Source organism: Porphyromonas sp. COT-108 OH2963 (genome assembly GCF_000768895.1).
In the GTDB taxonomy this organism is placed as follows: Bacteria; Bacteroidota; Bacteroidia; order Bacteroidales; family Porphyromonadaceae; genus Porphyromonas_A; species Porphyromonas_A canoris.
This window is the reverse complement of the sequence record NZ_JRAP01000015.1, coordinates 112,625-139,482: the sequence shown is the minus strand read 5'-3', so window position 1 is coordinate 139,482 and position 26,858 is coordinate 112,625. Positions and strand designations below refer to the sequence as shown.

Genomic DNA, 26,858 nt, shown 5'->3' with positions numbered 1-26,858 from the left:
TAAAAAGGGAAATAATCCATATAAAAGCAGCTATAAATAGAAGTAGATATTTTTATACCAGAGCCATAATGCCGGTATTTCTGATAACGGCTCAGAAAAGGAATTTTTATCCTTACTTACGGCTTGTTTTCCTCTAATATTTTTTCTAAATTTGGAAAGCCTTCAGAAAGAATAAATCCGAAGGCTGAGGGCAAAACCTTTATAACGAAAGAGACAAAATTATCACATACACCAAAAAGAGCGTCCGTGCATTTATATGAACGGCTCTCTCATTAAATCACGTACTTATACCCAATATAACATGGCATCTGCAACATTGTTCATCACTAAGAGAGATGGAAAGAAGGAACCCTTTTCACCACAAAAGATAGAGGAGGCTATCGTAAAGGCTTACCGTGCATGCGGCCTCTGCGAAAACAGAGATCTTATCCGTAATATAGTGGATCAGGTCTGTATGAAAATCACTAAAGAGGATCCGGGAGTAGAAGAGATACAAGACCTTGTAGAGCATGAGCTGATGGTGCATAACCCTTTCGTGGCTAAGAAATATATCATCTACCGAGAGTGGAGAAACGTCGAGCGCGATAAACGAACCGGAATGAAGCAAATCATGGACGGCATTGTTAAGATTGAGAAGAACGATATCAATCTGAGCAATGCGAATATGTCCGCTCATACACCCGCAGGTCAGATGATGACTTTTGCTTCTGAGGTTACCAAAGATTATACCAACAAATATCTGTTGGGCGTGAAATATGCACGCGCTCACAGGAATGGAGACATTCATATTCACGACTTGGACTACTACCCGACCAAGACCACAACATGCTTGCAGTACGACTTGGAGGATCTCTATGAGAGAGGATTCCGAACCAAAAACGGCAGTATCCGAACTCCACAAAGCATCCAAAGCTATGCGACACTCGCAACGATCATCTTCCAAACCAATCAAAACGAACAACATGGAGGGCAATCCATCCCGGCTTTTGACTATTTCATGGCACCAGGAGTACGGAAGTCTTTCCAAAAGCATCTTGCAGAGACATTGAAGCTGATAGTCTCTTTGGAAAGTGGGAAGGAGATCGAACGCAAAGAGATACAGCAAAAGCTTGCAGAACAGCACATTTCCGTTCAGGAGAAGAAAGAGGAGCAAGAGAAAGCTATTGCCTCCATACTTTCCATGATTGAGGGTATAGACGAAAAAGGAGTAAGGAAAGCGTGGCAACATGCCATGGATAAGACCATACGTGAAACCCATCAAGCGATGGAGGCATTCATACATAACCTTAACACGATGCATTCTCGTGGAGGAAATCAAGTGGTCTTCAGCTCCATCAACTACGGCACAGACACCTCTCCGGAAGCGCGTTTGCTGATGAGAGAACTGCTCTCCGCAACAATGGAAGGGCTTGGACATGGAGAGGTACCGATATTCCCGATACAGATCTTTAAGGTTAAAGATGGTGTCTCTTACTCTGAAAAAGACTGCGCGAAGGCTTTGGCTGACTTTCCAAAAGCTCTCAGCGGAGAAATGGAGTTTGAAGCTCCGAACTTTGACCTGCTTATTGAGGCATGTCGTACTACTTCAAAGGCTCTCTTCCCTAACTTCGTATTCTTGGATGCTCCGTTTAATAAACATGAGAAGTGGAATGCCGATGATCCCAAACGCTATCTCTACGAGGTGGCAACAATGGGATGTAGAACAAGAGTATTTGAAAATCTCCATGGAGAGAAGAGTTCCGTCGGACGCGGGAACCTATCTTTTACTTCTCTCAATATGCCTCGTTTGGCAATAGAGGCGATAAGGGAAGCGGAAGAAAATAATCCGGGAGCGGATAAACACACCATCCGCAGAGAGGCAAAAGAGATATTCCTCGAAGGAGTACGAAAGACTTCCGAAATGATAGCCGAACAGCTGTACGACAGATATAAATATCAGAAAAGCTCATTGGCAAGACAGTATCCGTTCATGATGGGTAATGATGTCTGGAAAGGCGGTGGCAGCTTAGATCCTAACGATGAAGTGGGAGAAGTAATAAAGAGCGGTACTCTCGGTATAGGGTTCATTGGCGGACACAATGCCATGATCGCAATATATGGAGAGGGGCATGCGCACAATCAGGAGGCTTGGCAGACTCTATATGATGCTGTCTTGGTGATGAATGAAGTGGTAGAAGAGTACAAAAAGAAGTATGGACTCAACTATTCTGTACTGGCTACTCCGGCAGAAGGACTCTCCGGTAGATTTACTCGTATGGATAAAAAGAAATATGGAGTAATAGCCGGAGTAAATGACAGAGACTATTACGTGAACTCTTTCCACATAGATGTCAAAGAGCCTGTAACCATCTTTGAAAAGATAAAGAAAGAAGCACCTTTCCATGCCATCACGAGAGGAGGACACATTACTTACGTAGAGCTCGACGGCGAAGCAAAGAAAAACATTTCCGGCATCCTTAAAATCGTCAAGGCAATGCACGATGAGGGTATCGGCTATGGCTCTATCAACCACCCGGTGGATACATGTAACAAGTGCGGCTATAAGGGTGTGATATATGCAAAATGCCCTGTATGCAGTGGCGAGAACATTTCAAGACTAAGACGCATCACGGGATATCTTACCGGATCATTGGATAGCTGGAACTCTGCTAAGCAGGCAGAAGAACATGACAGAGTGAAACACTCCAAATAAGCATAAGCCTGAAGAGATGCCTTGTCCGATAGAAGAATACAACCTTCACCTTCTGAATAGATACAAAGAGACTATTTCAGATGGTGAAGGTATTCGTTTTTCTATCTATTTGGCTGGCTGCTCTCACCGCTGTAAAGGCTGCCACAATCCGGCGAGCTGGGATCCCAACAATGGGGTACTGCTTACAGACTCCATTCTTACCGATATTATTGCAGAGATCAAAGAGAATCCTCTCCTTGACGGTATCACTATAAGCGGAGGAGATCCGTTCCATAATCCGGTCGGATTGGAGGCTCTCCTGTCCCGTCTGAAAGAGGAGACAGGAATGAATATCTGGGTTTACACCGGATATACATTGGAACAGCTCTCCAATGATCCTCTGCTATCACTTCCATTAAAATACATAGATATACTAGTGGATGGACCTTTTGTCCAAGAGGAGTTCGATCCCACGTTGCGTTTTAGGGGAAGCAAGAATCAACGCATCATTTACCTTAAGAAATAAAACCTGTACGAGAAGTACATTTTTCCTTAACACCAACATTGAGAAAAGCAAATAAAAATCGCCCCGATGTATCTAACGAATACATCGGGGCGATTCTGTATATCAAGAAATCTGTTTCCCTATCTTGTTCTATTATCTGAGAATGGACTTGAAGAACGGATTAGCCGCATATTTAGAGAACTCACGATCCATTGCGATTGTCTTCACGATGGAAGGATCAAGCTTAACAGCTTCCTTTAGAGCCTCTTCCACAACAGAAGCATTATCTGTACGAGCAGCAACAAGAGCTTTCAAGTAGAAAGTCTTCGCATCCGGATTGGAAATCTTAGCGATAAGTTCGGCAGCCTTATTGTAGTCGTTTGCAAGGATTTGAGCTACCACTGCATTGTTTGTAGCGTATCCCGAAAGTGTTTTGGCAGCTTCGGCATATTTACCTTGACGGATCTGCATCAATCCCATCACTTCTGCCATTTCCGGTACATTGGTTGCCGCGCTGAACAAGCTGTTTGCCTGATCCACGTTTCCGCTTCTCAAAGCAAGAAGACCGGTATTAAGCTGAGCTTCTGCAAGATCTTTTCCATTCACTTTAGCCACTGCCAATGCTCTGTTGAAGTATTCCGCAGCATTTGCATACTCTTTAGAAGCATACAGGATAGTACCTATATTATTCCATGCACGAGCATCATTAGGGAAAAGTTCAGTAGCTTTTTTGTAGATATTCATCTTTTCTGCAGCAGTCGGAACAAGAGTAGCAGAGTAAAGCAACTCTTCCACATTCAAAGCAGCCGGATTCTTTTGAGAAAGAGAAAGGATCTCCTCATCGCTCTTTCCGATAATCTCAACATTCGCTATCAAGCGAGAACGGCGAAGTTGAGGCAGGATATCGTCTGCAAGTTGGCGGAACACAGCAGAAATATTCTTGATTTCCTGTTCGCGCTGGATAGGGTCTGTGTACATGGAAAGAACACGAAGGACAAGATCTTTATCCTGAATTTCGCTCTTCTCTACAAGTTCCTTAAAGCCTTCCCAGTCTTCAGCCGTATAGTGAGCAGCTACCGGAGCATTGATGCGTTGCTTCTTCAACTCTCTGTTAAGGTAGTTGGTCGTATTTTTCTCACGTTGACCCGCAAGTCTTTCGTTCAAATCGAAAGCTCCATCAGGAGAAGCGTAAGCACGTACCTCTACATTTACATTCTTGTTTGCTGCATCATTGGCATTCTTTACGATGCTCTTCCACTCCTTCATTTCCGCTTTTGCCAACTCCGTAGGACGAAGACCGGCTTGTTGGATAAGGAAGAGGATGTTTGCATTATGTGCTTCCTTGATGATGCGTTGGAATCCATCGGGAGCGATGGCAGGAGTAACATACTCCGTAGAAGCCAATGCTTCTGTTGCTATAACGCCTTCGCCCACTTTTACATCCGGAAGACGCACCTCTTTCTTGCCTACCTTTGCACGGAATGTAAGGAAAAGATCACTCTTTTGCATCTCCGGCTTGTAGTCAAATTCCATATGAAACACCACTCTTTCCGCAGAAGCGTAAGGCACTACGGTAGCATTGCCACGCACCTTTTCACCTTGATAGGTTACGGGAGCCGCCGCCATCTCTCCTCCTTGATACCTTAATACAGGAATGATGCTCACTTGTGCTTTCTTCGCAAACCATTTCTTTGGGAAAGAGATATTAACCTGAGCAGGTACCTTTCCGGCTGTCAGTTCCAGTGGTTGTGGATCCACATTGACGTACTGAGCTTGAAGAGGCTTTAGCTTCGCACACGATGAAGCCAAAAGAGATACTACGGCAAGAGTAGTAACAGATAGAATAATTCTTTTTGTCATATCAATTTACTGTGTTAGATAAATTTCGATCATGGTACTGCTGTATTCCGATAGGAACGAACACAACAAGACAAAGATAGCGTATTTTTATGATTTTCTTTACATTCACTTTGGCAAACAAAGAAAGAGCTGCTCTTGTCAGAGCAGCTCCCTCTCAAAAATCATAGCAAACTTCTATTATTCGTCTTTTTCCTTCTCTGCAGCATAATCTGCAAGAAGTTTTTCTTGTACATCTGTCGGAACAAGCTCATATCCGGCAAACTTCATTGTGAAGCTTGCACGTCCTCCGGTTATGGAGCTTAACGATGTCGAATAGCTGGAAAGCTCTTTAAGAGGAACTTTCGCTTGGATCTTTTCATATCCGGCAGCACTGTTCATACCCATGATAATGGCTCTCCGAGTCTGAAGATCACTCATAACATCTCCCATATAGTCTGCAGGAACAGAGACCGTAACGTCATAGATCGGCTCCAATACCTTCGGGTTGGCATTGCGGAACGCTTCACTGAATGCGTTACGTCCTGCAAGCATAAAGGATATTTCATTACTGTCCACCGGGTGCATCTTACCATCATATACCACGACCCTTACATCGCGGGCGTAAGAACCGGTAAGAGGACCTTGCTCCAAGCGAGACATAATACCCTTTAATATGGCAGGAAGGAATCGGGCATCTATGGCTCCACCAACGATCGAGTTCACAAAGACGAGCTTTCCACCCCAATCCAAAGAGATCTCTTGAGTATCTCTTGCTGTGATCTTAAACTCTTGACCGCCGAACTTATAGCTTTGAGGCAGAGGAGATCCCTCTTCGTATGGCTCTACGATAAGATGCACTTCGCCAAACTGACCTGCTCCACCCGACTGTTTCTTGTGTCTGTAGTCTGCGCGAGCGGCTTTGGTGATGGTTTCTCTGTATGGAATCTTTGGTTCATAAAACTCCACAGGAATTTTGTCGTTGTTTTCGAGTCTCCACTTCAATGTTCTCAAGTGGAACTCTCCCTGTCCGTGCACGATAAGTTGCTTCAACTCTTTGGACTGTTCCACTATCCATGTCGGATCTTCAGAGTGCATACGGGTGAGCGCTTCCGAAAGTTTTTCCGCATCGCTGCTGTTCACAGCCTTGATTGCTCTGCGATACTTCGGCTCCGGATACTGAACTTCGGGATAAGTGTAAGAGCAGCCCTTTTCGTTCAAGCTGTGTCCCACTTTCACGTCTTTCAGTTTAACGGTAGCGCCAATATCTCCGGCTTTCATCTCTGCCACTTTCTCACGAGTTGCTCCCGCTGCCACATAAAGTTGAGTGATGCGTTCTTTGCTCTCTTTATTTGCGTTAATGAGGTCATCGCCCTCTTTCACCGTACCACTCATAACCTTGAAGTAGTCCACTTCTCCAATATGAGGCTCTATGGCACTCTTGAAAAAGAGAAGGCTTACAGGACCTGCAGAGTCGGCTTTTACCTCTTCACCCTCATTGGTAAGGGCAGGTTCCATCTTATCTGTACATGGAACGATATTTCCAAGAAACTCCAAAGTACGTCTCACGCACATATCTTTAAGAGCACTTACGCAGAATATCGGGAAGATGCTGCGAGACACAAGACCCAATCTGATACCTTCTCTCATCTCCTCTTCCGATAATGTGCCTTGATCAAAAAACTTCTCCATCAACGCATCATCGTTTTCTGCTGCTGCTTCCACCAATGCCTGGTGATAAGCCATAGCCTTTTCCTGCTCCTGTTCGGGTATGTCGAGCACATCGGGTACACCGCCTTCCGGTTTCCAGCGGTACATTTTCATCTTAAGGACGTCCACGATCTCGTTAAAGCCTGTACCCACGGTTACCGGATATTGTACCGGAACGGCTTTGGAACCGTATCTTTCTTGCAGCTGGGCTACGCTGTTATCAAAGTCGGCTTTTTCATGATCAAGCTGATTGATGATGAAGATCACCGGTTTCTTAAACTGCTCTGTATAACGGAACTGATTGATCAGCCCCACTTCTATACCGTACTGAGCATTTACGACCATCAGAGCCGTATCTGTAACACTAAGAGAAGAAACCGCTGCACCTACGAAGTCATCGGATCCGGGGCAGTCGAGAAAGTTGAGCTTTCTACCTTGCCATTCTACTGAAAACAGCGTAGAGAACACAGAGTATCCATAGTCTTTTTCTACCGGGAAGTAGTCCGAAACAGTATTTCCTGCTTCCACTGTTCCTCTACGCTTAATGACACCGCCTTCAAATAGCATTGCTTCCGCAAGCGTGGTTTTACCTGAGCCTGAACTGCCCAGTATAGAGATATTTTTAATCTCTTCGGTTTGGTACACTTTCATAACGTCCTTATGTAAGATGGTTTGAAATTATAATAGCTTATTTTATATGTCTCAGAGCCAAAATGCCCTCTTCTGTCGGGCAAAACTCTGCGACTTTCTCCGAAAATTAGTACTAATATTTCAGAAAAACAACATTTTGTCCGTTTTTGTACCGATGGAGAGATTATTGCTTCGTATCAAAGAGACAGACTCCTCTATTACAATAAGTTAGAGAGACATACCTGCTTTTCGGTAATTCTCTTGCTCCACTCCGCCAGAAGCCTTCCGGAAAGAAAGCGATAGCCCGAAAGAGCCACGAAAAGACGGATAAAACTCTTTTGATAAAGCCGTCCAAAAGTTCTCCCAAACCTGTTTGTTTCTTTCTCCAAACGCATTAAAATTTACAAATCAGGAGCTGAATATTGAAAGTCAAACCTTGAGAAGCAGGACTCAAGTTTTGATTTGCAAACATCAAGCCTTGATTTCAAAATTTATAAAGCATCAACCCTCTTTTTTAACACGATAAAAAGAACTATCGAACAGCTTAAAAGCAAATCACATACACGCCCTTACACATGAAAAGAGGGCATAAGCCGTTGTAACCTGTTCACTTACAGAAGAGTTGGAGAGAACTCCGATGTTGCTTTTTTCGTCAAACTCCTCTACCTTTAGGGGAGATATTTTACAGACATGAAGCATTCCAAAGCGTTTTTTGCCACTCTGGCACTTCTCCTTTTCCACATAGCCGGTTACGATCTTTCGGCACAATCTCCCGTAGACTATGTATCTCCCCTCATCGGGACACAGAGTAGTTTTGAACTCAGTTCGGGGAACACCTATCCGGTTATAGGCAGACCTTGGGGCATGAACAGCTGGACACCGATGACCGGAAAGCCCGGAGACGGCTGGCAGTACACCTATACGGCTCACAAGATAAGAGGCTTCAAACAGACCCATCAACCCAGTCCCTGGATCAACGACTACGGGCAGTTTTTCATCATGCCCCTGATGGCTCCTCCTGCTCCACACGGAGAGAGTGCGGAAGATATGAAGAAGTGGTACTCGCTTTTCGATACCGAGCATTCCGCCTCATGGTTTTCGCACAAGGCAGAGAGCGTTACACCCTATTATTATAGCGTATATCTTGCCTCCCATGACACCTTTGTGGAACTGACCCCAACGGAACGAGCCGTGATATTCAGAGTAGCTTATCCGAAAAAGAGCAGGGCAGAACAGCTCCGTTGGTTGCTGCTGGATGCTTTCGACTCCGGCTCTCTCATAGAGCAGAAAGATGCTTACACGCTGCAAGGGATCTCACGAAAAAACAGCGGAGGCGTGCCCGAAAATTTTGCCTGCTACTTTACCCTGAAGTTTTCCACACCGATAAAGAGCATTCGCAAGATAGAGCCGGATGTCGCGGGACACGCCAGAGTGGCTGTGGAGATAAAGTCTCCGGAGGTGGAGATCAGGATAGCCTCCTCGTTCATCAGCGCACGACAGGCAGAGCAGAACCTTTTGGAGGTGGCAGACAAGAGCTTCGAGCAGGTGCGAGACAGTGGCAGAGCGGAGTGGAACAGGTTATTGGGCCGCATAGAGATAGAGGGCGGCAGCACCGACCAACGGCGCACATTTTACTCCGCACTCTACCGCTCTCTCCTCTTTCCGCGAAGATTTTACGAGATAGACCCGAAAGGAAAGATCGTCCATTACAGTCCGTTCAACGGACAGGTGCTTCCGGGCTATCTCTACACCGATACCGGCTTTTGGGATACATTCCGCTCTCTCTTTCCGCTACTTAATCTCCTCTATCCGGAAGAGAATATCAAGATACAGGAAGGTCTGCTCAACAGCTACCGCGAAAGCGGATTCTTTCCGGAGTGGTCAAGTCCCGGACATAGAGACTGCATGGTGGGCAACAACTCTGCATCCGTTCTTGCCGATGCTTATCTCAAAGGAGTCATGGTGAAAGATACCGCCACACTCCGAGCCGGACTGCTACACGGAGCCAACGCTGTGCATCCGTCTGTGTCGTCCACAGGTCGCAAAGGTTGGGAAGCATACAATGAGCTGGGATACGTTCCGTGCGATATTGGGATAAAGGAGAGTGCCGCACGCACGCTGGAATATGCGTACAATGACTGGTGTATATGGCAGCTGGGAAGAAAACTAAAGTGGGAAGCGTCTCTTCTGAACACGTTTGCACAGAGAGCCATGAACTATCGCAATCTGTTCGACCCCGAAACATCCCTTATGAGAGGCAGGAAAAGCGATGGCACTTTTCAGACACCGTTCTCCCCTTTGAAGTGGGGAGACGCTTTCACGGAAGGGAATGCGTGGCACTATACATGGTCTGTATTTCACGACCCGAAAGGTCTCGCTTCTCTGATGGGCGGAGACAGAAATATGAGTCTTATGCTCGACTCCGTGTTCTCTACGCCTCCCGTCTTCGATGAGAGCTATTATGGCTTTGTGATTCATGAGATTCGGGAGATGCAGATAGCCAATATGGGCAACTATGCGCACGGTAATCAGCCCATACAACACATGATATATCTCTACAACTATATAGGCGAACCGTGGAAGGCGCAAAGCCGTTTGCGTGAAGTGATGGATAAGCTTTACAAGCCCACACCGGACGGTTACTGCGGTGATGAAGACAATGGTCAGACTTCTGCCTGGTACGTTTTCTCCGCACTCGGATTCTATCCGGTTGCTCCTGCATCCGAGCAGTATGTGTTGGGCTCTCCGCTTTTCCCGAAAGTGAAGCTCTCTCTCCCCAATGGCAGGAAACTGCTTCTGAATGCAAAAGGCAATACGTCCGACACACCTTATATATATGGTATGACGGTGGACGGGAAAGTATGGAGCAAAAACTTCCTGACCTATTCGCAGCTGCTGAAAGGCGGTGAGATCTCTTTCGAGATGAGCAACAAGCCCAACAGAGAAAGGGGAACAACGGAAGAAGACAAGCCTTACTCCTTCTCGAACGAATACGGAAGAGCCGTAAGCGGAAACAAGCTATGAGAAAAATGGCGTATCTTTGACTCTTGTTAATAAATGCAATAGAAGAATAACCGCTATGCTTACAATAGAAAACCTTTCCGAGATACTCGAACAGGAAGCTCGTGCTGTACGAAACATTCCTTTGGGTTCGTGCTATCAGGAGGCAATAGATCTTATACTTAAACATGTGCATACCAATGGAGGTAAACTGGTTACATCCGGTATGGGTAAGGCAGGACAGATCGCGGCAAACATGGCTACGACATTCAGCAGCACCGGTACTCCCGCCTTTTTTCTGCATCCGAGCGAAGCACAGCATGGAGATCTTGGAATAGTCTGCCCCAATGACCTGATGCTTCTTATCTCCAACTCCGGCAAGACAAGAGAGATACTCGAACTCGTGGAGCTGTCTCGCAGACTTGTTCCGGGTATTCCGTACATCTGTATTACAAGTGATACGGAGAGCGTATTGGCTCAAAATGCCAACATCGTCCTCCATACGGGATCGCCTAAAGAGGTCTGTCCGCTCGGACTGACTCCCACGACCAGCACAACGGTAATGACCGTCATGGGCGATCTTCTCGTTGTGGGCGTGATGGAAGCCATCGGATTTTCCTACTCGGAGTATTCCAAGCGTCATCATGGCGGCTATCTGGGATCGAAGAGCAGGGCTAAAAGCGAAGAGCTGTAACGACGCTTCGAAACCGTGAATATCCTCATCGTAAATACGCATCTCTCAGGTGGTGGAGCGGCAATAGCTGCACGCCGTCTGAGAGATGCTCTTTCTATGATGCCGGATGTGGATGTGGCATTTCTCTTTTTGGAGAAAAAAAGCGTTGCAGACCGGTTCAACTTTATGACGGAACGTGCAGAGATCTATCTGCACAACGGTTTCCGCAGAGATAAGATCTTCCATATCTCCACGGCTTTATGGGGTAGAGACATTTCGTCGCACCCTTTGGTGAAGTGGGCGGATGTGATTCATCTGCACTGGATAAACCATGGAATGCTCTCCCTGAAAGGATTGGAACGGCTCGCGAGTACGGGGAAGCCGCTCTTTTGGACCACTCACGATATGTGGCCATTCACCGCAGTGTCTCCCCATTTATCCGATCCGAACAGCTACGAATCGCCTTGGAGCGGCAAGGAGAACTCTCTTGTGAATCGTGTATGGCGCCGGAAGCAGAGGATATACCCCGTTCTCCGCCCCTCTTTTATCTGTTGCAGCGAATGGATTGCCGGGAAAGCAAGAGCTTCCGAACTCACAAAAGGTCTCGACATAACCACCATACCGAATGCGATAGACACGGACAGCTTCTCCCCTCCTGCCTCTTTCTCTTTGGAGCAGAAGCGTATAGTGGTGGGCGCAGTGCAGACAGACGACCCCCGAAAAGGGTTCGACGAACTGCTCTCTGCTCTTCATCGCCTGCCCCTAAAGGAGATGAACGTGGTGGTGGATGTTTTTGGAAAGCTCTCTCCTCACGCTTCCGCTCTTCTGGAAACCCTTCCGGTGGTTCTTCATGGATACATCGGCTCGGAAGAGGAGATGATTAAGCTTTACCGTTCTGCCTGTATGCTGGTGGTTCCGTCTCTGTTTGAGAATCTCCCCTGCACTATCATGGAGAGCCTGAGTTGCGGTACACCTGTTGTGGCATTCGAGACCGGAGGAATACCCGAAATGATACAGCCGGGAAAGAGTGGCTTTTTGGCAGAGTATGCCAACCCTTCGGATCTGGCAAAGAAGATAGAACAGATGCTTCTGCTACCACCTTCGGAGTATCTGGCAATGCGTTCCGCCGCAAGAGAGAAAGCCGTGTCGTGCTACTCGTACACAAGGGTCGCCGAACAACACTTACGGCTCTATGCGTCCCGACTGCAAGGGCAGGGCTGAACGAGTGTCATATTGCAGAGTATGGCTAATTGACTAATTTTGTAAACATCTATATTAAAAACCTGTAAACAGAATGAACCAACCCACAGAACCCATCGTACTCAGCACTCCGCGCAAGTGCATTGTCGGTGTTCAGTTTCTATTCGTAGCTTTCGGAGCTACTGTTTTAGTTCCTCTTCTTGTAGGGCTTGATCCCTCCACGGCACTCTTTTCTGCCGGGATAGGAACGCTCATCTTCCACCTCGTTACCAAGGGGATGGTGCCTATTTTTCTCGGTAGCAGTTTTGCCTTTATCGCTCCCATCATCAAAGCCACCGAGCTTTATGGATTGAGCGGTACTATCTCCGGCATCGTCGGAGTAGGAGCGGTCTATCTCATTATGAGTGCTCTGGTCAAGTGGCAAGGGCTTAAAGTGATCCGCCGACTCTTTCCTCCCGTCGTGATAGGTCCGGTAATCATTCTCATCGGACTGAGTCTCTCCTCTGCCGGAGTGAATATGGCGAGTCAAGACTGGCTGTTGGCAATAGTCTCTTTAGCCGTTGCGGTGTTTGTTACAATCTATACACGAGGTCTTCTGAAGCTGATTCCCATCTTCTGTGGTATCCTTGTCGGCTACCTCTTAGCCCTCTCTCTCGGAAGAGTGGATCTGTCTGCCGTTGCAACAGCCCCATGGTTCGGACTTCCTCAATTCATTCCTTACGAAGGTTTTGCATGGGAACCCATTCTGTTTATGATTCCTGTTGCGATAGCTCCCGTTATCGAACACATCGGCGATGTATATGTGGTGAATACGGTAACCGGTAAAGACTTCGTCAAGAACCCCGGACTTCACCGCACTCTACTCGGAGACGGATTGGCTTGTATAGCTGCAAGCTTTATCGGAGGCCCGCCCGTAACAACCTATTCAGAGGTTACCGGTGCGATGTCATTGACCAAAGTAACAGACCCGGTAGTGATCCGCATAGCAGCTGTTACCGGTATCGTCTTCTCGATGATAGGTAAAGTGAGTGCGCTGCTCAAGAGCATTCCTCCGGCTGTACTGGGCGGTATCATGCTGTTACTCTTTGGAACCATTGCAAGTGCCGGCATCGTCAATCTGATGCAACATAAACTGGACATGACCAATACCCGTAACGTGGTGATCATCTCCATTACCCTCACCATCGGTATAGGCGGTGCGGTGTTCTCTTATGGCGATTTCTCTCTCTCCGGCATCGGGCTTTCTGCCGTAGTTGCCGTGCTGCTCAACCTCATTTTGCCTTTAAGCAAAGAGGAAAAAGAGAAAGAAAAGCGTCGCCGGGAAGAGTACGAACAAGCATAACAAGATGAAAGAGCAACCGGTTATAAAGCGATACTTCATGGAGTTGGGCTATGACGGCAGCTCCTTTTCGGGTTGGCAGATACAGCCCAACGGCATCACCGTGCAGGAGAGCATCGAAAAAGCGATGAGTACGATAGCACAAAAGCCAGTAAGCATCGTTGGTGCCGGACGCACGGATGCCGGAGTTCATGCCGCCCGAATGGTGGTACACTTCGACTTTGAGGGGGATACCCTCCCGTTCGATGCGCATAAGATCAACCGCTTGCTCCCAAGAACCATTACAATCTACCGGATATACGAAGTTGCCACAGACGCTCACGCCCGCTTCGATGCCGTCGAGCGCACCTATCACTACCGTATCCACTTCAACAGAGACCCGTTCCTGAGACACTTCTCCACGTTTGTACACCACTCTTTGGATATAGAAGCGATGAACCGAGCGGCTCTGTTTCTGTTGGGAAAGCAGGATTTTACCTCCTTCAGCAAGCTCCACACGGACGTTAAGACCAATATCTGCTCCGTCAAACGTGCAGAGTGGGTACGTGAAGAGGGCGAAGGCTACCGTTTCGAGATTACCGCAGACCGTTTTTTAAGGGATATGGTACGAGCCATCGTGGGTACACTCTTCTTGATAGGGCGTGGCAAGATGGCGCCGGAGGCAATACGAAATATTTTAGAACAGAAAGACCGCTCGGCAGCAGGGATGTCCGCACCTGCCGAAGGGCTTTCGCTTGTGGATGTCAAATATAACTTTTAACCAACGGATATGGATACAGCACTCTCTACACCGCATCCCCGAACAGGGATATACGCCGGAAGCTTCGACCCCTATACCATCGGACACCACGACATAGCCTTACGGGCACTGGAGATAGTAGACCGGCTCATCATTGTCGTAGGCATCAACCGCAACAAGCAGCCTTTTCTCTCCGTAGAGGAGAGGGTCGAGACCCTGCGTCGCATCTATGCAAAAGTTCCGGCCATCTCTATCGTGGCTTATGAAGGACTCACCGGTGCTTTTGCCCAAGCGCATGGGGCTTCTCTGCTGATACGTGGAATACGCAACGTGGCGGATATGGAGTATGAGAGAAACATGGCAGAGTTCAACCGCAAGCACTTCAACCTCGAAACCGTACTGCTTCTCTCCGCCCCCGAACTCTGTTCCGTCAGCTCCTCTCTCGTTAGGGAGTTGGCATCATTCGGAGAACCTTATGAGCAATATCTGCCTCAGCCGGAAGAGTAAAAGGCTTGTTTCTCTGTCTGCTTTTATCTAAATTTGCTTCGACCCCTGTTTACATGGGGGATTTTAATAAAAACCATAAGACACAGAGAGGAGCAAACCATGAACCGAAAAGTTATTTTGATGGCACTGATTGCCGTTGTTGCGCTTCTGTTGAGCGGCTGTTCCATGATGAGAGCATACAGAGATCTTCAAGATCTACCGCCCGGAATCACCAAGCAAGAAGCTCAAAGGCGTCTGCGTCCCATAAGCGTGATGTTCGATAACCAGGAGTTTTACCGGGACGACAACGGAGACATGATAGAGATTCTCACTTATAAAGACAATCAGGGAGATACTCCCTTCTCCGTGCAGTATATACATCTCATCTTCAAGAACAACATCCTCGTGGAGAAGCAGGTATCCCGTCCCGGAATGTTTATACCAAGACGTCCGATACCTCCCGAACATCCCCGCAGGAGATAATCCCAAAGCACAGAAGAGAAAACAAACACTATATATATGAAGAAGAAAAAAACTTTTTTTGCAGCGGCTCTGCTTGCCTGCACGTTGGGTCTGAGCGGTTGCGGAATATTCGGACCCTCTTACGCCAGCAAGATGGATGCCATCTCTTACGGAGCCAAGAAGAATGACGTACTGCGCCAGCTGCGCTCCATGAAGAGCAGTCTTCAAGGCACAGAGTTCTACAAAGATAAAGAGGGCAAAGTGATAGAGACATTGGTGTACAGACACACCCAGTATGAGGGTTCCAATCTACTCATCACCTACACCTATCTCATCTTCCAAGACGGCTTGTTGGTAGAGAAGAAGATCATGTCGGACACCGCTTCTCAAGGCTATAAGCCGGCAGTGCCGACACCGGAAGTGCAAACCACCAAGTAGTCTCACACTTCACACTCTGCAGGTATGACACTCTATTTGGCAGGCATACTCATCATTGCCATTCTGTTGGTTATTCTTTCCATTTCGGACATTTCCAGGCTCAAAAAGCAAAATCTCGGAAATAAAAAGGGAAACACTCGTTTTGTATGGCCTATTATCAAACTCTGTATAGGTATCATCGGAATCATTTCGGTCATATTAAGGGTGATTTGAGAGCCATATTCAACCCATAAAAACAGCGTGTACGGAGACCGTTTCGTACACGCTGTTTTTATATATTCCATACCGAAAAATGCTCCCTTTTTTCTTGCTCTCTATTTTGATCGAAGGGGTCGTTTTCAGAGGGGTACCGGATTTGTTAAATCAGCCCATTTTATTAACACTATTTTCGATACCTGTTAAGCAAAAACGCTAAACGAGCATATTCTTCCGGCTTAACGTGTTTAATTTTTCAACGAACACGTTTAGTGATTTCATTAAACACGTTTACCGGATTCGATTAACGTGTTTAGCCAAAATGGTTAAGGTGTTAATAATCAGACCGCTACATATTTTTGCCCTAAAATACACCTGAAAAGGCAAATTTCTTCATTAGGAAACGTTTACAGACACGGGTGTTAAAATTTACACCTATTAACGCGAAAAAGCCCCATCAAACGGACTGAGAAAAAAATTTTTCCAAATTCGCGCTGATTTATATTTCACTCTATTTCAAACCATTACAACAGAGGACAGAAAATTTTACTCCAAAAAGAGAGAAAGCGGAGCAGTTTCGGAGCAGAGCGTGAGCACTCCGTTTTTATATAAAAGTGCACTTGAAACCGGCTCTTATCTCTGACATATTTTCTCTACATTTGCACCGAGACCAACCGTTATCCATACCCATGATAGTAGCTCGAAAGAAACGAAAAGAAAATATCTCCGAATACCTCCTCTACATGTGGCAGGTAGAAGATATTCTGCGCGCACTGAAGCTCGACACGGAGGCGATCACCTCCTATGTCAAGACCCAATACCGGCTGGAAGAGCCGTTGCAGTCCGAGACGCTCCAATGGTATCTCTCTCTGCGCGATGAGCTTATAGCGTCCGGAGCTACTACGGAAGGACACCTGCCTCAGCTCTCCAAGCTGATAGAGCACCTCGGCTCACTCCATAAGGCATTGCTGGAAGATCCCTCTCAAGGGATCTACTCAGCACTCTTCTACAAAACCCTTCCCCACTTGGTTCATCTGCGTACAAAGCAGAAGTCGTCCAAGCCTGTCGGAGAGATAGAGACCGCTTATATCGCCGTCTATGGCTACATGACCCTTCGGCTGAAAGGGGACGACGTCTCCTCTTCTACGATGGAAGCCATCAGGCAGATCTCTCTGTTCCTTGCCATGTTGGCGGACAGGTTCCATGCCGTAGAAGAAGGAGAAATCTCTCTGTCCCACTTTCCTACAAACGCTTAAACAGGTCTGCGTCGTAAGATATTTCGCTCTCTTTGATATAGTCGAAGAGGGTCAGGCTGCGCACTTGGTAGAAGTAGTACCAATAGAAGAAGAGTTCGGAGATATGTTTCTGCCGTGCTTCGTCTCTGGCTTTCTGTGCATCGTTCAGCTCCAGAGTGCTTATCTTACCTATCATGAAGGTCTCTATACCGGTCTTGTACCGCTTTTCGGCGATGCGGTCGGCACTGCGTGCAATGTGGAGTTGTTGTGCTTGGTTGTTGAGCTGTTCTACCAAAAGGAACAGATCTTGGTCGAACTGCTGAGTCTCTTGCTTGATTTGCGAGCGCATCACATCACGGGCACTCTCCGCCATCTTCACTCTTGCTTTTCGTTTGCCCCAGTCGAGCAGAGGTATCCTAACGCCTACCTGTACGATCTGATTCTCTTGAAGATTGCCGTAAGCCTCTCTCCACTGTTCGTGTTGTCCGGTATATCCGAGCGAAGCAAAGAGATCCACCTTGTAGCGTTCGCCTTTGGCGCGTGCCACTTCGCTGTCCACTTCGAGCTGTTTACGGCGGATGCGATGCACGAAAGAGTTGTTTTTGTGAGCCTTAGCCAGTACATCGCCATAGTGGATGCGCTTGGCATCTACCGATGCAGGCACTACGGGGAGGATGTCTCCGTCTGTGGTGATGCCGAGAAAAGACTTCAAGCGGAACAGCTTGCCGTTTCTGAGCGAGCGTGCTTCCGTCTCTTTCCCGTTGGCTTGAAGCAGATTCAGCTCCAGTTGTAGCAGTTCGTTCTCCGAGATCTGCCCCATCTCCCGTTTTGCTTTAGCCACTTCGTGCAGCTTTTTGGCATTCTCTCTGTTTTGGATTGCGATGCGCAGATTTTCGTCCGCAAGCAGCAACTCGAAGAAGTGGCTGATAGTCCGCATCGTGGTTTTCTCCCGTTCTTCGAGATAAGCAGCCTTGGCTTCTTCATACTTTACCGGCTGTATCTTGGTCTGCCAACGGAGTGCATTGTAGCCGAGAATGGGCTGAACCAGCGTGATGGTTGCCGGAATGGTGAGGAAGTGATTGGCTTTCGTGAACGGACGAACATACTCCAACGAGGAGACCACCGAGATGCGACCGCCGGTGAGAGGGATGTTCTGATCTATGGAGAGCGATCCGCTCGCCTGCAAAAGGCGGGAGCGGACGAACTTGTAGCTGCCGTCTCCCTCCTGATAGAGGTTATAGCCGCTCTTGTAGTTGGGCAGCTCTCCCGTAAAGTTCACTTCCGGCAGCAGCTCTGCACGGTATGTGCGGTACTGCCAGTAGGCTGTACGCAGACGGTCAAGCGCCACTACGGCATCCACACTTTGGGCTTGTGCCATCTCTATGGCTTGTTCGAGTGTGAGGGTTTGCGCTATCGAGTCCGACTGTGCTTGCACATCCTGCCCGGAAGCAGGCAGGATGGCGCATAGCACAATACAAACGCAAATGAAAAAGTTATGATAGAAGTATTGTTTCATTACTGCGTATTTTGAGGTTGTTATTACTCTTCTTTCAACACGACGGATGGCGGAATGTTTACTGCTTTACGGGCAGGAATCCAGATGCCAAGTATTACCATCAGCATCATGAGCAGGTAAGCCGACCCGAATCCCCATAGGAAACGCTCTAAAGTCATGGTATCCCACCGGAAGGCAAATCCCAGCTTCGAGATGCCGTAAGAGAGTGGAAGAGCAAAAGGAATGGTGAAAAGCAAAAGCAGAAGCCCTTCTCCGATGTAGCGGCGAAGCAGTGCCGCCGCACGATCTCCGAGTGCCATCCGAACGCCCATCTCATGTTTGCGCTGGTCTGTACGGTACCAGAATACACCGATGACACCAAGCAGAACATTGATGGCAAAGAATATGACGATGGAAGCATAGTTTTTCATCTGCTTTATATACGGAGCATCGAAGCTGCTTTTCATTTCTGCAAAACTCCTTATATCGGAAACGATCAGGTTACAATTGTGCAGGGTGGGAGCAATATCCTTGAGGAAACGCTCCTTGAAAGCGTGATCGGCAGAAGGTTTGATGCGCATGGAGATCTCCAGATACGGGAGATTCGGATGGTCTCCATAGGAGATAAACTCCTCCTCAGTAGGATAAAGCAGCTCAAAAAGAGAGGTATTCCACCGGTCAAAAGTATTCTGCTTGAGTTCTCCGGCTACTCCTCCGACAGTGCTAAAGATACTTCCGTCACTCTTTTTCAACTCCAGACCTATCGGATTGACGTTATTCGGGACTAAAGATTCGTTCAGACCTTTGGAGATGACCAGCTTATTATCTCGAAGCGTTCTCTTGAAGGCCTCCGTACTGCCTTGTTCGTCCATAATCCTGAAGATGTCCAAGAACTCCGGTTCCACGCCACGCACCATAACCCAATCTTGTACATGCAGAGAATCGGAAGATAAAGTTGTTATACGGTTACTACCCATGTGAGGCGTAGAGTGCATCGAGAAGGCAACGGCTTCAACTTCGGGCAACTTCTTCAAGCGGTTTTTGACCTCCAGCATACTGGCTGCATAGGTACGATAACCGTCGCTCTCCGGAGCGATATAAAGCGGAGAAGTGTTGGGTAAGATGTTATGGAAAATGCGATAAGTGTGGGCAATATCGAATCCGGTCGGTTTTACTGCTTCCGAAATCCTGTTGTAAAATATATTCGTAATGCCCCAAAAGCAGAGTAGAACCAGAAGAAGTTCGAGGAAGATGGCAATATTCTGTCTGCGCTCATTCCACATTATTTTAAGTTGATGCTTTATCATGACTATTTCTTGAGTGATAAGGATTCTACAATAGGCTTCTTAGTGGCTCTCCATGCCGGTATGAAAGTGGAAATGAAGTTGATCACAAAGCAGCACAACAGTACCATCAGGAATGCTTGTACGGATATGATGTTCCAAACAGGTAGCGCCAAGCTATTGGAATAAGTACTATAATTGGCTTGAAACAACGTATTGCTTGAGAGATAAACAAAGATTACGGCAAGGACAAATCCAAGGATACCGCCTAAAAGGGACTGCACAAAGCTCTCCGAAAGAACCTGATTGAGCAATGCTCCTTTCGTTGCTCCAAAAGATCTTCTAAGCCCTAACTCCGCATATCGTTTCTGCATACGGGAAGAGGTCATCGCCGCAAGATTGATCGCCGGAATAAGCAAAAAGATCAGGATGGATACGATGTTTGTCCGGTTTACCTCCTTCATATCGGGAGGGAAATTAGCAGCAGACCTGTTGAAGTGTACCCAAAAGTCATCCGGTTGCTCCATTAAACTTACTCTGTGAGTGCGGCTCTTATCGGCATTGAACTGCTCTATCCGTTTCTCTACCTCTGCTCTTATCTCCGGAAAGTCCGCTTTGCTCTTTGCCATAACGGCAACCATCACATTTCCGGAAGGATCTGTTGTCTCAGGGAAATCTTCTACGGAGTAGGGATACCAGGCATTGGCATGCGCATCTTGCGCCAACTCGAATGCGTTTTCCACCACTCCCACAATAGTGTAAGGGCTAAAATTGATAAGGATTTCGCGTCCGACCACATCGGTAGTCTGGAACACCTTACGAGCCATATCTTCATCTATCACCGCCTTAGCGAGCCTGCTGTCGAAATCTTCTTGCGTAAAGGGCGATCCGCTGATGAACTTAAAGCGGAAAACATCCCAGAACTGCGCATCGGTTCCCCGTCTTGCGCCTTGAGCATTATTCTTGGAACCGGGAGCGGAGAACGGTGTCCCGTCCTGTCTGAAAAGGTACGATGCCACAACCTCTGCACTTTCGACAGGTTTGAGAATCTCTTCAACGAAAAATCTTGCTATACCTCCGTTGCTCTCATTTTCTATTTTACCCTCCGGATCTTTGTAGATAGACTTAATATAAGAGATGTATAGTGTGCGATCTCTATTCACTTCGGGGTAGACCGAACCGGTTTCCACGCTGTGCACCATAAACTTTATCATGAGCATGCAAACGGCAAGAGCCGTTCCAAGAATCATGATGGTGCTGAGCACAGGAGCCTCTTTTATCAGGCGGAAAGCGTGCTTAATATATTGCTTGATCATTGTCTCTGGATTTAATGGTTAGGCTTACTGTATCTGTCTACCGTCGAAGAAACGAACGATCCGATGGGTTTGTTCTGCCTGCTTTTCGGAGTGCGTTACCATGACAATAGTACGTCCGTCTTCTCTGTTAAGCTCTTGAAGAAGCGACATCACCTCTGCGCCCATCTTGGAGTCGAGATTACCGGTCGGCTCATCCGCAAGCAGAATGGTGGGATTGCCTATCAATGCACGAGCTATGGCTACACGCTGACACTGTCCGCCCGATAGCTGACTTGGGAGATGCTTCATACGGCTGCTGAGACCAACTCTCTCCAAAACCTCTTTAGCCAATCGTGTGCGTTCCGAACCGGATACGCCTCCACGATAAAGGAGAGGAAGCTCTACGTTGTCCAGCACATTGAGGGAGTTGATAAGGTGAAAACTTTGGAAGACAAAGCCAAGATGTTGGTTGCGGAAGCGGGCAAGCTCTTTGTCCGAAAGCCCGTCGGTTTTCTTTCCGACCAGTTCCACCGTTCCGGCAGTAGGCTTATCGAGCAGACCTATCACGTTCAAAAGCGTGGACTTACCGCATCCCGAAGGTCCCATAATGGATAAAAACTCTCCTTTTTCTATTTCCAAGTTCACATTGTCCAGTGCCAATGTTTCAATCTCTTCTGTTCTGTAAATTTTGTTGATGCCTGTAAGACGGATCATTGTGTTTGTTTCCATGTTGTTTTTAGTTTTATAGTTTGTTATTCTGTATTTGTTTTACATTTACTCTTTCTCCTTAAGAGCATCTATCGGAAGTATTCTCATCGCCCTTGTAGCGGGAATAGCTGCGGCAATAATAGAAATAATCAAAAATGCCACTAAGGTCAGAACGATAGCCATACCGAATCTTCCGATGCTATTATCCATAAGATCGTTTATGGTGATGATAATATCATTGTAGGACAAAAAGGCACAAACCACTATGGCAGGCAGGGCTGCGAAGAGCAGGATATACACTACCTCTGCCATCACTTCGAGGACAATGCTCGCATTGGTAGCCCCCATCGCTTTCTTTACACCTATCTCCTTCACTCGCCCTTGCATACGGAACCAAAAGATTCCACCTATTCCGAGAAATATGTTGAGGAGGAAAAAGATCATCACAGACAGCACCCCACGCATCACCAACGTGCTCCCGTTAGAGAGGTTATAAGTATCTCGTGTCTGTTTCAGTGCCTCCACGTTGTTGAGATAAGAGGGTCCCTGACTCAACTCACGCCTGTACTCGTTCATGAAGTCCTCGACAAAGTGATCGCTGTCCACTTTTGAACGTACTCGGATAAAGAAGTCGGCAGACGGCATATACATATACAGCGGCATGGGTGCTATCACAAAAGGCTCGAAACGTTCAAACTCTTCCAGCCTCATCGAAGGGATCACGCTTCCCACCGTAAACTTGTTCATCTCACGATATTCGTCTGTAGGGCTGTATTGCACACTGTAAAAGTCTTTGAATAGACGTCCTTTTACATCCACTTCTCCCCATACACCATGAGCCAGTTCGGGAGTTACTGCAGCATATCTCGGTGCTATTTCTCCCCAATGTTCGAGCATCTCTTTATCCACTTCTACTCCGAACGTATCGAAGTAGCCCTTTGTCGCATAGATCACTTTAGCTTCCGTAAGCATGGTATCCTGCTCCAAAGCATAGGCTTGGAACATATTTCCCGTGTAGGGAGTAGTCCCCATTATGAGCGTTGCAGCCTCTACGCCATTGATGTTTTGCAGTCTGGAGAGTATCCTTTCCGCATTCTCACGGTTTATCTCATTGATCTGCTCCATATCCATTCCCTCATAAGAGAATGTCCTATTGGCTCTCATCTCCACTCTGTATACGTGATCTATATTGTATCCGCTACTTTTAAGCAGGGAGTTCATCGAGACATAAAATATGTCCATACAGTACCACATCAGAATGAATGTAATAAACAACCCTGCGACCGGAGCCACATTGGAGCGACGCTCATTCCACATTTTATGTATCAGTTGTCTCATAACTGTGTCAGATTTCTATTTAATGGTTTGTATGATTTCGGCTTTAGCATAACGATATGCCGGATATACCACGGAGAGTAAGCTCAACAGGAGGCAAACCCCAAAGAGGACCAGCAACACGCTCGGACTCAAAATGGCACTTACCGGAATCTGTAAAGCATCGACATCCATCGTACCTGCCATACCTGCCAAAAGCCAGTTTTTGGAAAGATAGACCAAAATAAAAGAGAGGATGATGCCTATAATGCCGGCAAACATGGTCATCAGGAGATTTTCCCAAATGAGCATCTTCACGATTTTCACCACTGTTGCGCCGTAGGTTTTACGCACACCGATCTCTCCTCTGCGCTTCTCCACCAGCGTGGAAACCATACTGCTCATTGTCAGAGCAGGGACAAGCACAAGAATACCCAGCAGTAGCGCTACTATCAGTCTGGCTGTACCATTTTCTCCGAAAGACAACATCTTTCCCTTGATATCTTTCAGTCCCACTTCCACAGCATACTCGGAAAGAGTCGCATTATGCTTTGCCAAACGATCTTCAACAATATCCGTTACCTGCTTGATAGATGCCCCCTTTTCCAGAAGTAGCACTGCCAAACAACGACCACGTGTCCCTTCTGCACTTCTTTCGGGACTGAGCCGCCGATGAACCGCAGGCAAATAAACCTCTGCATAAGCATTGGAGAAGAGTGCACCAACTTGCTCTACTACGCCGGACACCTTAATCTCTTTTCCCATATTGAGTCGGATATATTTCCCAACAGCATCTTCCGAACCGAACAGATGCTTTGCCAACTTATCGGAGATCACAGCATCGTTATCTTCGTACTTATTGCGCTCTGCATCAAAAGGCTTTCCGCTCAAAAATATGAACTCATACATTCGGAAAAAGGTTGGATCTACCAGCTTTACCATAGCGCTAGTTTCGTTGCCCGCTACCCCCGAAACGTGCGATCTGGATATACATTGCTCTGCCTGTTTCGTTGTTTCCGAAAGCACCCAACTGTTGTATGCCACCATCTCCACTCCGGGTAGATCTTCGTACAATACCTTTGCAAGATCAAGAGATATACCCGTATTGATATCCGATCTCGGTTCTTTCTTATATGTTCTACCTGCATCTGAGAAAAGCATACGACTTCTATTGTTCTCTATCCCTATATCTCCCGTGCTGAAGAAATAGATCATGTAAACCACCATAGAGAAGGCTATCGAAATAGAAAAACTCGCTATGAGTATGCCGTAAAGCACTCTGTTCTGTTTGATGTTTCTTATCAGCTGCTTCATCTTCTTACTGTTTTAGAGAGAGTGAACTCCTGTTTTCGTACTGCTTCATATCGCTCACCACCACTTTGTCTCCCGGTTGAAGCCCGGAAACAACCTCTACATGACTGAAGTTGCTCTCTCCAAGCTTGACCTCCCGACGTACAAGAGTATTCTTGCCATCCAGCACGAAAAGATTGTATATACCTGCTCCGGCGTAGTAAGTACCGTTGGCGATGCGTACCACATCCTCTTTCTCGGAAGTGAGTACATGTACATCCGCTCTGAGACCGGAGCGCAAAACGGAGTGAGCATCCTCGTCCAGCTGAACCATGAAAGAGATTACACCGTTCTTGGACATCGGGGTAACACTGCCCACGATACCGGTCAGCGATGTCTTGCCGACACGTACTATCACTTTGGATCCCGTGCGTACTCTGTCGCTGTAAGCGTCTGCAATCTCGCACTCGACCTTGAAATGAGAAAGATCCGATATGATTGCCACCTGTGTTCCGGCAGGTACCTGTGTTCCCACTTGAGTGTTGATGAACGTGAGCACAGCCTTACGAGGCGAACGGATCTGGGCATCATCCAAGACGCGCTTCATCTCTGCCACGCTCTTCTGAAAGATTCGCAGCTCCAACATCTTCACTTTAAGCTCTGCTTCGGCTACGGTTCGGCTGTTGGCAAGTTGCTTTTGGAGCTGTTCCTGTTCGAGGGTAGAGACATTGTAGCTTAGCTCTATCTCTCTCACTCTATCCTGTGTGCCGGCTCCGATGCTGTCCAGATATTTTTCGTTCCGCATCTCTACCTGTTTGCGACGAGTCTGCATCTCTCCCACCTTTACACGCATCTCCAAGTCGCTCAGACTGCTGTGAGAGCGAGCCTTGAGCTGCTCGATCTCATACTTCTTCATCTCAAGCTGATCCAACATCTTGTTGTACTCCGTTTCCGTACTGGCAAGATCCAGTTTCAAGATAGGAGTACCCACATCCAGAGAATCTCCTCCTCGCTTGTAGACTTCCAATATCCGGCTCGAAATGGGAGTAACGATCACCTCCTCTATGGATGGCACCACTCTGCCCGAACCATTTACGGAGACCTCTATATTGCCTTTGTCTGCCGTAGCCATAAGGATATCTTTCATATCCACGGAGGGTTTCATCCAAATGCCCAGCAGCACAATGACCACAACCACAGGCACTGCAATGATGCCGTACTTCAACCACTTTTTTCTCTGCACCTTTTGGCGCTCTGTCTTTGATATTACACGATCCATATTCTGTTCGTTGTTTCTGTTTGTTTCACTTTGCCAAAATAGGAGCAATGGGTATGCCAAAACAGCTAACCAACTGATATACAAAACAAACAACAAATAGGGAGTGTCCATTATCGGACACTTTGCTCCGAAAACGGACACTCCGAACGGACAGTTGTCCGCTTGTGCTCCCGGTTTTGCCTCTCTTCTTTCGCTAAAAACAGGAAGCTGGAGAGCCAAAAATTTCTTGCGAAACAGCCCCTTCTCCGACACTCATTTTTATATATTCCATACCGAAAAATGCTCACTTTTTTAGCCTCTCTCTATTTGCTCCGGAGGGGTCGTTTTCAGAGCGCGACCAAACTGTTAAATCCACCCTGTCTTATTAACACAAATTCCGATACCTATTCATCCAAAACGCCAAAGCAGTATATTTGGTCGGCTTAAAGTATTAAGCGAAATCAATAAACGTATTTACCGATTTCATTTAATACGTTTACCGGATTCGATTAAAGTATTTAGCCAAAACAGCTTATATGCTGACTACCAACACTTTCCGAAAATATGCTGCTTTTTAAGGCATTTCAGCGGCAATTTAACATTAAGAAAACTTCACTCCCAACCTCCTTATTTTTCAACTTTATTAACGCGAAAACAGCCCCTAAAACCGACCGAGAGGAGAAAAAATCGCAAACTCACGATTTTGCATATTCATTTGACGCCCAAATCATTGAGCCATATTTTCGAGCCGAACGACAAAAAAGAGAAAGAAAAACCGCTCCTCCCTCAGCCCTTTTTTGTCCCTCCATTTTTATATAAAACCTCCAGACAACAGCTCGATCATTTTGAGGGAAAAATGGGGCAACAAAGAGGGAAAAAATCATTCCTTTTTATGATGTCCGAATGACCGTGAAAAACAAAAAATTTCCGTAACGGGCAGTCCGAAGAAATAGCCGTACAGACTCTTTTTTCTTTCCTCCCGAAAAAGGAGAAAACGCTCTCTACTCCGGAGAGAGTGGATCGTAAGAGAGAGGCGTTGGCTAATAGCGCGATTTTGACTAACTTTGGTTGTTCTCAACAAGAGTGCTCCCTCTCT

General features: G+C 46.9%; 22 protein-coding genes. 12 read left to right on the top strand and 10 right to left on the bottom strand.

All coding sequences use genetic code 11. From position 1 onward, the window contains the following. Positions 1 to 256 precede the first annotated feature (256 nt). Together HQ39_RS08395 and nrdG are read left to right on the top strand one after the other, a co-directional pair. Positions 257 to 2,692: an anaerobic ribonucleoside triphosphate reductase gene (locus tag HQ39_RS08395; protein WP_410524600.1), complete on the top strand. Its 2,436-nt coding sequence runs from the start codon at positions 257 to 259 to the stop codon at positions 2,690 to 2,692. 16 nt (positions 2,693 to 2,708) lie between these two features. Then, the gene (gene nrdG / locus HQ39_RS08390; RefSeq protein WP_036865393.1) at positions 2,709 to 3,197 is read left to right on the top strand and encodes an anaerobic ribonucleoside-triphosphate reductase activating protein; all 489 of its coding nucleotides are present in this window, start codon (positions 2,709 to 2,711) and stop codon (positions 3,195 to 3,197) included. Positions 3,198 to 3,329: 132 nt separating this feature from the next. On the opposite strand, the gene HQ39_RS08385 is transcribed toward nrdG, so the two are convergent. From HQ39_RS08385 to HQ39_RS09625, 3 genes are all read right to left on the bottom strand, one after another. Beyond that, the gene (locus HQ39_RS08385) at positions 3,330 to 5,036 is read right to left on the bottom strand and encodes a tetratricopeptide repeat protein (protein ID WP_036865391.1); all 1,707 of its coding nucleotides are present in this window, start codon (positions 5,034 to 5,036) and stop codon (positions 3,330 to 3,332) included. Between the two features lie 177 nt (positions 5,037 to 5,213). Beyond that, positions 5,214 to 7,373, bottom strand: coding sequence for an elongation factor G (locus tag HQ39_RS08380; RefSeq protein ID WP_036865389.1), 2,160 nt, complete (start codon positions 7,371 to 7,373; stop codon positions 5,214 to 5,216). Positions 7,374 to 7,907: 534 nt separating this feature from the next. Beyond that, the gene (locus HQ39_RS09625) at positions 7,908 to 8,051 is read right to left on the bottom strand and encodes a hypothetical protein (protein ID WP_160216120.1); all 144 of its coding nucleotides are present in this window, start codon (positions 8,049 to 8,051) and stop codon (positions 7,908 to 7,910) included. Here HQ39_RS09625 and HQ39_RS08375 point away from each other — a divergent pair. From HQ39_RS08375 to HQ39_RS08330, 10 genes are all read left to right on the top strand, one after another. Then, a complete protein-coding gene (locus HQ39_RS08375; RefSeq protein WP_036865387.1) occupies positions 8,043 to 10,376 on the top strand; it encodes a GH92 family glycosyl hydrolase in 2,334 nt (777 codons plus the stop codon). The two genes, HQ39_RS09625 and HQ39_RS08375, sit on opposite strands and share 9 nt — an antisense overlap. A gap of 55 nt (positions 10,377 to 10,431) precedes the next feature. Then, entirely contained in the window at positions 10,432 to 11,046 is a 615-nt protein-coding gene (locus HQ39_RS08370) for an SIS domain-containing protein (protein WP_036788179.1), read from the top strand. A 15-nt stretch (positions 11,047 to 11,061) separates the two neighbouring features. Further along, positions 11,062 to 12,246 (top strand): glycosyltransferase, encoded by a 1,185-nt coding sequence (locus HQ39_RS08365; protein WP_036865385.1) that lies wholly within the window; start codon positions 11,062 to 11,064, stop codon positions 12,244 to 12,246. A 73-nt stretch (positions 12,247 to 12,319) separates the two neighbouring features. Beyond that, positions 12,320 to 13,567 carry a uracil-xanthine permease family protein gene (locus HQ39_RS08360; RefSeq protein ID WP_052079561.1) on the top strand — a complete coding sequence of 416 codons (1,248 nt, stop codon included), beginning with the start codon at positions 12,320 to 12,322 and terminating at the stop codon, positions 13,565 to 13,567. Positions 13,568 to 13,571: 4 nt separating this feature from the next. Next, positions 13,572 to 14,324: a tRNA pseudouridine(38-40) synthase TruA gene (gene truA / locus HQ39_RS08355; protein WP_152565547.1), complete on the top strand. Its 753-nt coding sequence runs from the start codon at positions 13,572 to 13,574 to the stop codon at positions 14,322 to 14,324. A gap of 9 nt (positions 14,325 to 14,333) precedes the next feature. Beyond that, positions 14,334 to 14,810 (top strand): pantetheine-phosphate adenylyltransferase, encoded by a 477-nt coding sequence (gene coaD, locus HQ39_RS08350; protein ID WP_036865384.1) that lies wholly within the window; start codon positions 14,334 to 14,336, stop codon positions 14,808 to 14,810. 99 nt (positions 14,811 to 14,909) lie between these two features. Continuing rightward, the gene (locus tag HQ39_RS08345) at positions 14,910 to 15,272 is read left to right on the top strand and encodes a hypothetical protein (RefSeq protein WP_036865382.1); all 363 of its coding nucleotides are present in this window, start codon (positions 14,910 to 14,912) and stop codon (positions 15,270 to 15,272) included. A 36-nt stretch (positions 15,273 to 15,308) separates the two neighbouring features. Further along, positions 15,309 to 15,689, top strand: a complete 381-nt coding sequence (locus HQ39_RS08340) for a hypothetical protein (protein ID WP_036788190.1) — start codon at positions 15,309 to 15,311, stop codon at positions 15,687 to 15,689. Between the two features lie 24 nt (positions 15,690 to 15,713). Beyond that, complete coding sequence (locus HQ39_RS08335) at positions 15,714 to 15,902, top strand: hypothetical protein (RefSeq protein ID WP_036788192.1); 189 nt, start codon at positions 15,714 to 15,716, stop codon at positions 15,900 to 15,902. A 671-nt stretch (positions 15,903 to 16,573) separates the two neighbouring features. Further along, a complete protein-coding gene (locus HQ39_RS08330) occupies positions 16,574 to 17,140 on the top strand; it encodes a DUF4924 family protein (RefSeq protein WP_036865380.1) in 567 nt (188 codons plus the stop codon). Here the strand turns inward: HQ39_RS08330 and HQ39_RS08325 are convergent. The 7 genes from HQ39_RS08325 to HQ39_RS08295 are packed head-to-tail and all read right to left on the bottom strand — an operon-like array spanning position 17,127 to position 25,783. Continuing rightward, positions 17,127 to 18,635 (bottom strand): TolC family protein, encoded by a 1,509-nt coding sequence (locus HQ39_RS08325; protein ID WP_052079560.1) that lies wholly within the window; start codon positions 18,633 to 18,635, stop codon positions 17,127 to 17,129. The genes HQ39_RS08330 and HQ39_RS08325 overlap by 14 nt on opposite strands. Positions 18,636 to 18,658: 23 nt before the next feature. Next, positions 18,659 to 19,921 carry an FtsX-like permease family protein gene (locus HQ39_RS08320; protein ID WP_036865378.1) on the bottom strand — a complete coding sequence of 421 codons (1,263 nt, stop codon included), beginning with the start codon at positions 19,919 to 19,921 and terminating at the stop codon, positions 18,659 to 18,661. Positions 19,922 to 19,923: 2 nt separating this feature from the next. After that, the gene (locus HQ39_RS08315; protein ID WP_036865376.1) at positions 19,924 to 21,213 is read right to left on the bottom strand and encodes an ABC transporter permease; all 1,290 of its coding nucleotides are present in this window, start codon (positions 21,211 to 21,213) and stop codon (positions 19,924 to 19,926) included. Between the two features lie 24 nt (positions 21,214 to 21,237). Next, the gene (locus HQ39_RS08310) at positions 21,238 to 21,906 is read right to left on the bottom strand and encodes an ABC transporter ATP-binding protein (RefSeq protein WP_036788401.1); all 669 of its coding nucleotides are present in this window, start codon (positions 21,904 to 21,906) and stop codon (positions 21,238 to 21,240) included. Positions 21,907 to 21,966: 60 nt separating this feature from the next. After that, a complete protein-coding gene (locus tag HQ39_RS08305; protein ID WP_036865374.1) occupies positions 21,967 to 23,238 on the bottom strand; it encodes an ABC transporter permease in 1,272 nt (423 codons plus the stop codon). A gap of 15 nt (positions 23,239 to 23,253) precedes the next feature. Continuing rightward, positions 23,254 to 24,528, bottom strand: coding sequence for an ABC transporter permease (locus HQ39_RS08300; protein WP_036865373.1), 1,275 nt, complete (start codon positions 24,526 to 24,528; stop codon positions 23,254 to 23,256). 4 nt (positions 24,529 to 24,532) lie between these two features. Further along, positions 24,533 to 25,783 (bottom strand): efflux RND transporter periplasmic adaptor subunit, encoded by a 1,251-nt coding sequence (locus tag HQ39_RS08295; RefSeq protein ID WP_036865434.1) that lies wholly within the window; start codon positions 25,781 to 25,783, stop codon positions 24,533 to 24,535. Positions 25,784 to 26,858 lie beyond the last annotated feature (1,075 nt).

Coding starts and splice junctions, on each gene's coding strand:
- HQ39_RS08395 (WP_410524600.1), top strand. CDS start 257: ATGAACGGCTCTCTCATTAAATCACGTACTTATACCCAATATAACATG.
- nrdG (WP_036865393.1), top strand. CDS start 2,709: ATGCCTTGTCCGATAGAAGAATACAACCTTCACCTTCTGAATAGATAC.
- HQ39_RS08385 (WP_036865391.1), bottom strand. CDS start 5,036: ATGACAAAAAGAATTATTCTATCTGTTACTACTCTTGCCGTAGTATCT.
- HQ39_RS08380 (WP_036865389.1), bottom strand. CDS start 7,373: ATGAAAGTGTACCAAACCGAAGAGATTAAAAATATCTCTATACTGGGC.
- HQ39_RS08375 (WP_036865387.1), top strand. CDS start 8,043: ATGAAGCATTCCAAAGCGTTTTTTGCCACTCTGGCACTTCTCCTTTTC.
- HQ39_RS09625 (WP_160216120.1), bottom strand. CDS start 8,051: ATGCTTCATGTCTGTAAAATATCTCCCCTAAAGGTAGAGGAGTTTGAC.
- HQ39_RS08370 (WP_036788179.1), top strand. CDS start 10,432: ATGCTTACAATAGAAAACCTTTCCGAGATACTCGAACAGGAAGCTCGT.
- HQ39_RS08360 (WP_052079561.1), top strand. CDS start 12,320: ATGAACCAACCCACAGAACCCATCGTACTCAGCACTCCGCGCAAGTGC.
- truA (WP_152565547.1), top strand. CDS start 13,572: ATGAAAGAGCAACCGGTTATAAAGCGATACTTCATGGAGTTGGGCTAT.
- coaD (WP_036865384.1), top strand. CDS start 14,334: ATGGATACAGCACTCTCTACACCGCATCCCCGAACAGGGATATACGCC.
- HQ39_RS08345 (WP_036865382.1), top strand. CDS start 14,910: ATGAACCGAAAAGTTATTTTGATGGCACTGATTGCCGTTGTTGCGCTT.
- HQ39_RS08340 (WP_036788190.1), top strand. CDS start 15,309: ATGAAGAAGAAAAAAACTTTTTTTGCAGCGGCTCTGCTTGCCTGCACG.
- HQ39_RS08335 (WP_036788192.1), top strand. CDS start 15,714: ATGACACTCTATTTGGCAGGCATACTCATCATTGCCATTCTGTTGGTT.
- HQ39_RS08330 (WP_036865380.1), top strand. CDS start 16,574: ATGATAGTAGCTCGAAAGAAACGAAAAGAAAATATCTCCGAATACCTC.
- HQ39_RS08325 (WP_052079560.1), bottom strand. CDS start 18,635: ATGAAACAATACTTCTATCATAACTTTTTCATTTGCGTTTGTATTGTG.
- HQ39_RS08320 (WP_036865378.1), bottom strand. CDS start 19,921: ATGATAAAGCATCAACTTAAAATAATGTGGAATGAGCGCAGACAGAAT.
- HQ39_RS08315 (WP_036865376.1), bottom strand. CDS start 21,213: ATGATCAAGCAATATATTAAGCACGCTTTCCGCCTGATAAAAGAGGCT.
- HQ39_RS08310 (WP_036788401.1), bottom strand. CDS start 21,906: ATGATCCGTCTTACAGGCATCAACAAAATTTACAGAACAGAAGAGATT.
- HQ39_RS08305 (WP_036865374.1), bottom strand. CDS start 23,238: ATGAGACAACTGATACATAAAATGTGGAATGAGCGTCGCTCCAATGTG.
- HQ39_RS08300 (WP_036865373.1), bottom strand. CDS start 24,528: ATGAAGCAGCTGATAAGAAACATCAAACAGAACAGAGTGCTTTACGGC.
- HQ39_RS08295 (WP_036865434.1), bottom strand. CDS start 25,783: ATGGATCGTGTAATATCAAAGACAGAGCGCCAAAAGGTGCAGAGAAAA.